At 46.9% G+C, this 9,140-nt stretch carries 8 protein-coding genes; 1 reads left to right on the top strand and 7 read right to left on the bottom strand.

What is annotated here, in order from left to right; all coding sequences use genetic code 11:
* Window positions 1–52: 52 nt before the first annotated feature.
* The 7 genes from QT974_RS26170 to QT974_RS26200 form a co-directional block, all read right to left on the bottom strand.
* Window positions 53–406, bottom strand: a complete 354-nt coding sequence (locus tag QT974_RS26170; RefSeq protein ID WP_333471332.1) for a hypothetical protein — start codon at window positions 404–406, stop codon at window positions 53–55.
* Window positions 407–409: 3 nt separating this feature from the next.
* On the bottom strand, window positions 410–865 hold the full coding sequence (locus tag QT974_RS26175; protein WP_333471333.1) for an ATP-binding protein: 456 nt from the start codon (window positions 863–865) through the stop codon (window positions 410–412).
* 105 nt (window positions 866–970) lie between these two features.
* Window positions 971–1,489, bottom strand: coding sequence for a Ycf51 family protein (locus QT974_RS26180; protein ID WP_333471334.1), 519 nt, complete (start codon window positions 1,487–1,489; stop codon window positions 971–973).
* Window positions 1,490–1,590: 101 nt separating this feature from the next.
* Window positions 1,591–2,649, bottom strand: coding sequence for an adenylate/guanylate cyclase domain-containing protein (locus QT974_RS26185; protein WP_333471335.1), 1,059 nt, complete (start codon window positions 2,647–2,649; stop codon window positions 1,591–1,593).
* Window positions 2,646–3,020: a response regulator gene (locus QT974_RS26190; protein WP_293126333.1), complete on the bottom strand. Its 375-nt coding sequence runs from the start codon at window positions 3,018–3,020 to the stop codon at window positions 2,646–2,648. The genes QT974_RS26185 and QT974_RS26190 overlap by 4 nt, the downstream gene beginning before the upstream one ends.
* Entirely contained in the window at window positions 3,013–6,708 is a 3,696-nt protein-coding gene (locus QT974_RS26195; RefSeq protein WP_333471336.1) for a response regulator, read from the bottom strand. The genes QT974_RS26190 and QT974_RS26195 overlap by 8 nt, the downstream gene beginning before the upstream one ends.
* A 273-nt stretch (window positions 6,709–6,981) precedes the next feature.
* Window positions 6,982–8,211: an RNA-guided endonuclease InsQ/TnpB family protein gene (locus QT974_RS26200; protein WP_333471337.1), complete on the bottom strand. Its 1,230-nt coding sequence runs from the start codon at window positions 8,209–8,211 to the stop codon at window positions 6,982–6,984.
* 597 nt (window positions 8,212–8,808) lie between these two features.
* Between QT974_RS26200 and QT974_RS26205 the strand changes: the two genes are divergently transcribed.
* Window positions 8,809–8,964: a hypothetical protein gene (locus tag QT974_RS26205; RefSeq protein ID WP_333471338.1), complete on the top strand. Its 156-nt coding sequence runs from the start codon at window positions 8,809–8,811 to the stop codon at window positions 8,962–8,964.
* Window positions 8,965–9,140 lie beyond the last annotated feature (176 nt).

The raw sequence follows: 9,140 nt of genomic DNA on the forward strand, positions 1-9,140 counted from the left end.
GAATAGATCGATCGCTCCTGCTATTGGTCTGCGATCGATTATTCAGCAAACCCTAGTTATTGCTCAAATCGGCAGCGCGATTGGAATGCACCATCGAAATCGGTACGGTGTAAACGATGTGACAATCTAAAGCTTTGAGTTGTTCGTTGCGGTCTAAAAAAATTTCGTCTAGATTGGTGCGTTCTCCTCCGTCTTTAGAAAACGGCACAATCTTATCTAAATTATCGGCAATTACTGCCAATTGCGAATATTTGGCGGGCAACTTTTTTTTAGCAGCGCTAATAAACTCATTCAGCGCCTCAATCAGTGTTGGTGTGTAGGGATTAACTTTTTCTCTAATTTTTTGGCGCAAACTCGGTTCGGTTCTCATATTTGCAGTCAGCTTGCCAAACTGAGAAAGTTGCATTTCTCAACTCAAGCTTTCAAAAGATAGTTCTGTTAGAAGTAAATCTTTTAAATCGTTCCAACGATTTTTCATCCAATCGCGTAAAGGTTTTGAATCAGCATCTTTAATTGCTTCTAATAAATGTCTGGTGCAAGCCAACAAAATATCTGTATATTCAGTATCTTCGGGATTGATATCTTGTTCGTCTGCACTGAAATAAACTACAAAATAACCTTGTTCTTTTAAATGTTGTTCCAGCCGCCGCAATTCGGTTGATTTTCCCGCGCCGCGATGTCCGCTATACAACTGACAAGTATTCTGTTGGGAATTCTGAATGTTGCGACCCAAGTCTTTGGTAATATTGCCATCTCCTCGGACTTCTTTGCAGTCAACATATAGCGGTTCGCCTGCGGGTAAAGGAGAAGATGGGTTGCAAGCATTGAAGAGGTTTTTTAGTAATTTTTCGGAATTTTGAGTCATAATTTTATATTTTTGATAACTGATTTGTCGTTGGGTGGGGGCGGGTTTTCTCTTATTGTCCGTTTTAGGTAATTATTATTGGTAAAACCCGCCCTTACAGGATTTTTAGGCTTGATATTTTTTCAGAATAGCGACTTTTTCGGGGTAGATGTCGATCGCCATTTTGTCATCATACCTAGTCGCGAGCGATCGCCTCACCTCGCCCAAAAACAGCGGCTGCGACAGACCAGGCTCAGGATGTACCACCGTCCGAACGCGGATTGTCATGTAATCTCTTCCGCTTCCCGATCGCCCTGGGGAGTACAAATCCGCAGCCACTTGTCGCATCGTTGCTTCTAACTCCGATTCAGTAATTGAAGGTGGCACGGTAACTACAGTTTGGGCGCCGCCAGTATCGTAAACTAAAGAATAGCGCACTGCACCGGGAATTTCCGTGCGCGAAAACAGTCCTAAACCGAGACCGAATATACTCGCAGCAATCACGGCCATAAAGCTGCTCACTCCTACCAATCGGAAGCGAAAACCCCATTTAAAAATAAATGCTACGATTGTTAAAACAAAGAAAGCTACTGTTAGAATTCCCGCCCATTGAGCGTACATTAAAAGGTTAGAATTTACGTTCATTTGATTGCTTCGTTATTGGTTATTGGTTATTGGTTGTTAGTTATTGGTTATTAGTTATTCGTTGTTATTAGAAGTAACAAATAACAATTAACAAATAACAACTAACTCTTTCTGCTCACAAGCAGATAAGTCATCATATCGCCTTTGCCTTTGACTGAAATCACGCCGCGCTCCTCAAAAAGGTACTTGTCGCGCAGGCGCTCGTAGGTAGCAACTGTCACCTGAATGCCGCCGGGGACGCCTTGAGATTCCATGCGGGAAGCTGTATTTACCGTGTCTCCCCACAAATCGTAAGTAAATTTTTTAGTTCCGATTACTCCAGCTTCCACCGGGCCTGTGTGGATGCCGATGCGGATGCTGAGCGGCTGACCTCTCTTAGTGCCGATCTGAGCCACTGCTGCTAGAATTTCGATCGCCATTTCTGCAATGCTCTCGGCGTGGTTGTCGCTTACTTTTGGCAAACCGCCAACCACCATATAAGCATCGCCGATCGTCTTAATTTTCTCAAGTCCGTAGCGATCGGCCAACTCGTCAAAAGCTGAAAAAATCTCGTTGAGCAATTCCACCAACTCCGCTGGCGACAAATGAGCCGAAAGCTTGGTAAAACCGACCAAATCTGCAAACATCACAGTAACTTCAGCGAAACTGTCGGCGATCGTACTTTCCCCTTCCTTAAGGCGCTGCGCGATCGGGCCTGGTAAAATATTCAGCAGCAAACGCTCGGACTTTTCCTTTTCCAGGGCCAACTCGCGCAGATAAGTTTGTTCCTTATCCCGCAGCCGCTTCTTTTCCAGACAAGCGCTAATCCGAGCCTTGAGCAAAACCGGATTGAAAGGTTTAGAAAGATAATCCTCCGCGCCCAATTCAATACAGCGGACAATACTGTCGATATCGTCCACCGCCGAAATCATAATTACCGGGATGTGGCGCAACTTCTCATCGGCCTTGAGATTTTCCAGCACCTGATAACCGTTCATTTGCGGCATCATAATGTCTAGGAGCACCAAATCAAAAGGCTCTGCGCGCATCATTTCCAGAGCTTGGAGACCATCTTCAGCAACAGTCACCGCGTGGCCTTGACGCTGAAGTCGGCGAGCCAGCAAATCGCGGTTCACCTCATTGTCGTCAACAACCAGCACGCTGCCCTCGTCACCTTTCATGTCATGGCCTCTTTCAGAAGCGTTTCGATCTTACCCAAAAGTCGGGGAAACTCGACGGGTTTGGTATCGTAGTCGTCGCAGCCGGCGGCCAGACACTTTTCGCGATCGCCCGCCATTGCGTGAGCTGTCAGCGCAATCACCGGAATCGTTTTAGTCTCAGGAGCAGCCTTAATTTGCTGCGTGGCTTGCCACCCGTCAAGCACTGGCAAACTCATATCCATTAGAATCAAATCGGGTACTTTGGCGAGGGCCATCGACACTCCCTCAGCACCGTCAACAGCAATAAAGACCTCGTGTCCCTTGCGGGCCAGACGCCTAGAAAGCATATCCCTGTTCATTTCGTTATCTTCGACCAACAGGATTTTAGCCATTGGTGTTCTCCTTGCCTTTCGAGTCGTACCTGCGATCGAGCCTGTCATTCACTATAGAGCGAACATCGTGCAGCAAAGTATCGCAACTGTAGACTCCCTTTTGTAAAACCCGATCGACATAGCCGTTGAGCTGCTGCCTTTCGGCGGGAGTCAGGTCCTTAGCGGTAATCACTACTATTGGTATAGGATCTCCAGAATGCGACTTGCGAAGTTCGGCTATTAATTCAAAACCATCCATTTCAGGCAACATCAAATCCAGCAATATCAGTTGCGGGCGAGCAACTGCTAGCTGTTCGAGAGCAGCTAGTCCGCTGTCGGCTTCCGCCACCGCCCAGCCTTTTTTTTCTAGTATGCGCCGCAGTATTTTGCGGGTAGCATCGTCATCTTCCACAACTAATATCTCACCGGGCAAGCTCTGAGCGGCAGCCCCGTCTTGGTCGCGTCGGTACTTATTCAACAAAGCAACCAGCCGTTTGCCGTCCACTGGTTTGGTGAGGTAGTCCGAGGCGCCCAATGCAAAGCCGAGGCTTTTGTTGCCCACAAAGGATAGCAGGATTACCGGAATTTCGGCAAGATCCGGATCTGCCTTCAGGGCGGAGAGGACTGCCCAGCCGTCCATTCCCGGCATGATCACGTCGAGGGTAATTGCATCCGGGCGCAGTTGCTTGGCGAGCCTGAGGGCTTGCTCGCCGCCACCGGCGACTTCGATGTGCAGTCCTTGGCGAGCCAAGGTGCGCTGGATCAAATCCCGCGAAATCGGGTCATCGTCAACTACCAGAACCGTGCCGACAGCGGGAGCATCTGCGGGCCTAGCGGTGTCGCGAACGTTGTTGCGGATTTCCGGCTGTTTGATGGCGCTGGGCAAGAGTACGGTGAAAGTAGTACCTGCGCCCAACTCGCTTCTCACCTCAATGCTGCCGCCCATCATCTGACAGAAGCGCTGGCTGATAGCTAATCCCAAACCGGTGCCGCCATACTGCTTGGTAGTTGAGGCGTCGGCTTGGGTAAAAGGTTGGAACACTTGCTGCAATTGCTCTTTTGTCATGCCGATGCCGGTGTCTGTGACGCGGAAACCTAAAAATTCGGAGTTAGAAATTAAAATTTGCGAAGATTCCTCTTGATTTTTCATTCTTAATTGTTCACTTTTAATTTTTTCTACTCCGATCGCAATTTTCCCGTTTTTGGTGAACTTTGCAGCGTTGCTGAGTAGGTTCAGCAGCACTTGCCGGACTTTCGTCATGTCGGCGTGCATGGTATCGAGGTTGTCTGGACAGTAGACTTCTAATGTATTGCCATTTTTTTCCACCAGCGGGCTGGCTGTAGCAACAGCGCTTTCAATTAAGGCATGGATGCCGAAGGTTTCTAAGTAGAGATCCATTCGCCCTGCTTCAATTTTAGAGATATCGAGGATGTCGTCGATCAAAGACAGCAGGTGTTTTCCTGCGGTGCGGATTTTTTCGAGATCCGCGCATGATTCGGCGCTGTCCAATTCTTCGGCTTCTTCTTTGAGCATTTCGCTGTAGCCGATGATGGCGTTAAGCGGCGTGCGCAGTTCGTGGCTCATATTGGCGAGAAAGGTGCTTTTTGCCCGGTTGGCTGATTCTGCTGCTTCTAGGGCCGACTGCATGGTCGATTCTACTTGTTTGCGATCGGTAATGTCGGTGACTGTGCCTTCATAGTATAAAACCCTGCCGCTGGCGTCGCATATACTGCGGGCGTTTTCGGAAATCCAAATTATGCTGCCGTCAGCGCGGTATACTTGCGATTCAAATTTTGACACTTGGCGGCGCGCGTCCAATTGGGCGATAAACTCGGCGCGTCGCTTGGGGTCTACGTATAGTTGGCGGTTGAGATTCGGGAGATCCGCGAGCATTTGGGCGACTGTTTCGTAGCCGTAAATCCCGGCTAGCGCGGGGTTGGCACTGAGGTAGTTCCCGGTCGGCGTTGTCTGGAATATGCCTTCGGCTGCGTTTTCAAAGATGCTGCGGTATTTGGTTTCGGCTGGTTCTGCGTTGACTTGGGCCCGCTGGCGTTCTATGGTATTGGCTAGGATTTCTCCTAGTTTTTTTAGACTTGTAGATATTTCGGTCGATCGACTGTTTCCCGGGCTGCAACTGTCTAATCCCAGAAAGCCGATCGAGTTTTTACTGCTGCCAATTAGGGGAATAATTATCAGATCGCGCTGATTTTTTTGAACTTGGTTTGATTCGGTTTTAGGGGAATCTGCCGCTGCTGTTTTTGCGGCTGTTTCCGATCGGGTATTTTTCAATAATTTGCCCGAGCTGTTGCTATCATAACGGATGAGTTCTGCCAATTCAGAGGGAAATAGTTCGACGATTTCTTTGATTGGGAGATTTTGGGCGCGAGCGAGCTTGTCTGCTCGCATTGGGATGTTGGCGGTGCCTGCATTCTCTGTTATTTGAGAACTGCCCTCAGCGCACCACTCGTAAGTTTTTTCGGCGCGGGTTTTGTCTTCAGATAACAGGTAGATGTAACTGCGATCGCAGCCGCTGAATGTGGCGATTGCTTCCAAGGTGCGATCGATACCTTTGTCTATTTCAGATCCCCGAAGGCTGAGTAAATTGGTTGACAAAGTAGCAATCAACTGCTCTAATTCTAGGCGATAGTGCCAAGATTGTTCGAGTTTTTGGCGAGCGGTAACGTCTCGAAATATCCAAATTCTGCCTGCTGCCTCCGCTCCGATTTTTGATGGCAATGAATTTATTTCTATAATTTTTCCGTCTTTAAATTCTAACAATTCGCTGATTTGAGGAGCTGAGCCAGCCTCCAAGTCGATCGCGTTTTCCCTGAATTTTTTGGGGTTTTTCAATTTCCCTGCGGCGATGTTAAATGCTGCTTTTCTGGTTTTTTTGACCTTGCCTTCAGCAGAGCTGCTCAATTTTTTGACATTCGCAACCACACCCCACATTTCCAGAATTTTCTGATTAAAACAGCACAGTCCGCCGTCTTTGTCAACCGCAATAATTGCAGCATCTGTAGCTTCTAAAACTTCTTGGAGCATCAAGAGCGATCGCTCTTGTTCTCTGGTGGCTTGCTGGTGTTCTCTCCGATCGAAAAACACCAAAACTGATATTTCAGCACCCTCAACTGCGGGATTGAAAAAATAAGATACTGGTAAAATTTTGCCGTCGCGGCAGAGAAACTCGCCCTCCCAACTGTTGCAAGGTTGACGGGAGTCGATCGCCTCTTGCAAACAACAGAGTGCAGGTGCCCGATCGGCAGAGCAGCCAATGCTTGATGGCTGTTTCAAACCCGTGACAATTTGCAATTTGTTGCCTTTGTTTTGGGGGCTATTGATGCGCTCTAGCAGCCCCAAGCCTGCAAGTTCCGATTCCGCCCACCCCAGCAACCGTTGGGCTTCTGGATTCACCGATGTCACCAACCCGTTGGAGTCAAGGATGCACAATCCCGCCCCCAAACTGTTGACAGTCGCTCGCAGCCGATCGACTTCTGAAGCTGTTGGAGAGTCTTGAGGGGACTGGGGCGAAAGAGTCAAATCTTCATGCCACCCCACGGCTTGGGAGTTCAAACCCGCCTGCTGGCTCTGAGCGCCGCCGTAGCTACAGCTTACCTGCTCTAATAATAGCTGCCACTGCTCGGCAGAGGGAGGGGGGGAGTCGCTGGCTAAACCGAGTTGTTCGAGTTGGCGCTGGAGGTGGGGATGCATATTTTCGGGCGCTTGTTAGGCAACTTTCTACAGTATATCTTTTTAATTAATAATATATATACGCAGCTATACGGTTACTGGAAAGGTAGGGGATCGAACTATGTCGCGGGTTGCGATCGAGAAAGCGATCGATCGTCTCTGTTCTTTCTATCTTTCAAACTGCGCTGATTATATTTACCATCAAAACTTTTTCGTTTGTCAATAAACCCAGGCTGTGAAAGTCGGCCGCCCCCTGACAAATAATATCATCTTGTCAGGTAAAGTGACATACTCCTACACCAACTGAGTACAATATGGTGTAGGCTTCTCAGGGACTCCGGCTATTGCTTGGGACATTAACTGAGCTTTAAGAACGGGATGACCCACCGCCCTGTTTTTGATATTTACTGCCGCGTTATGGTCACGGTCAAGACTGCATCCACAATGAGGACAGTCATGCCAACGAATATGCAGCTTTTTAGGTACTTTCTGACCGCAATTAGAGCAATCCTGTGATGTGTTATGTGCAGTGACTGGAATTACCAACTTTCCAGCATTTTCAGCTTTGAAAGCAAGTATTGACAGAAAACTTGACCAGCCGGCATCCAACACAGATTTAGCCAATCTGGTTCGAGCAAGACCCTTAATGTTTAAGTCTTCATGAGCAATTACGTCATACTTTGACAACAGATAAGTAGCGGTTTTAAAGTGAAAATTTTTCCTTTTATCCGCTACTTTTTTGTGCTGACGACCTATTCTATTAATCGCTTTTTGTCTGCGATTACTACCTTTTTTACGACGTGATACCCGTTTTTGAATAACTCGTAAACGTTTTTGAGCTTTACGGTAATTTTGAGGGATAGCTACTGTTTCACCATCTGAAGTTGTCAAGAATTCTTTCAAGCCAAGATCGATACCAATGATTTTGCCGGGATTAAAATCGGGTTTAATTTCAGGAACAGTTTGATCTTCTAAGGAAAGAGTTAGATAAAAACCATCAGCTTTTTTGGTGACGGAAGCGGTTTTGATTTTGAATCCATCAGGTATTGGACGGTGCAAAACCACCTTAACTTTGCCAAACATGGGCAGGTTGACTAGATTGCCTTGCAAGCATCCATCTTTCATCTGAGGATATGTAAACGTGCGGTAACGGTTACGAGCTTTAAATCTCGGTCTACCACTTCGTTTACCGTTACTGTCACCTTTGAGGAACCTATCAAATGTCATCTTAACCCGTTTGACTACATCTTGAAGGACTTGAGAATAAACTTCTTTGTACCAAGGATGAGTTTTTTTGAGTTGAGGTAAAGTTTTCTTTTGGCTGAAATAATCAGGGTTGTCTTTTAACTCTGGCAAGTAACAAACCAAAGGGCAAGAGTTAATGGGAGAACGGTTTTGCAAATACCAGTTAAATCTATCAGCTAACAAATAGTTGTACTGAGAACAGAGCATTGACAGCCATCTATCTAGCTCTATAATCTGTTGTTTTGTTGGACGTAGCTTGTATTGGTATGCGGCTCTCATTTTTTACCTCCTGAATCTATATTAACATAAACCTGTCTGCATTGACAATACATATAAAAAACAAAATTATTCATATTAGAGAATCTGAGAAAAGGGTTCAAAAACTGAAATATGTCGCAACATTAAGGTAGAAAAGACCATGAATCAGATGATTGAAGAATGGATTGATAGAGTTGTGTCAGATATTAATTGATTGGGTCGCCAACCTACGCCAATGCGCCTATCCATCCCGACACCAAACGGAATACCGTTATGGTGTGGGGTTTCCGACCTTAAACTAACGCTCAAAAAATCGATTTCAGGGAAAAGCGGCTTTGTTGGCGCCTCGACTGATGCGAATCAACCGGGTTTCTGGAGCTGCTGCTAGCGGATGGTTTTCACCCAATTACAGAAATGTTTTAGTTGGTTTTGACTGTCGGTTGCCTTTTGGGGGCCCGATAATCGATCGAGCGGGGCGCTCTACCCTGAATGTGTCTCGGTGAGCGAAAATTGGCCCGCAGGATCTTAGCCGTAGGGTACGGGTACTGCGATGAATCTCGGAATCAAAATTAACTTTTCCCATAGCTTTGCACCTCAAGACATCTGGGGTAAGGAAATTTGCCCGGGCGATTGCGATCGTCGGGAAAGCTAGTATTTGAGGACATTAAATTGTGCAATTTTGTGCTTTACCCAGAGGTATTGGAGCGAACGGGCTGCTTGATGGCTCGCTTGCTGGCGCTGTGGAGTGCGATCGCGAGCGATCGTACTTTGTGATAATCAGAATCAGGTCGCGTCTGGTAAAATACTTTATTTTACGATATTTGTTGGGGCGCCGACTTTCACAGGAATCTGCATTTTGAGGGTTCACGTATTGTATCAGCGCCGTTGGGGCAGATACAATAGACTTGAATTGCAAAAATCGGAAAACACCCTAAAATTATCTGCGTTTA

This window comes from Microcoleus sp. BM001215392 (assembly GCF_036700185.1).
Lineage (GTDB): Bacteria > Cyanobacteriota > Cyanobacteriia > Cyanobacteriales > Microcoleaceae > Microcoleus.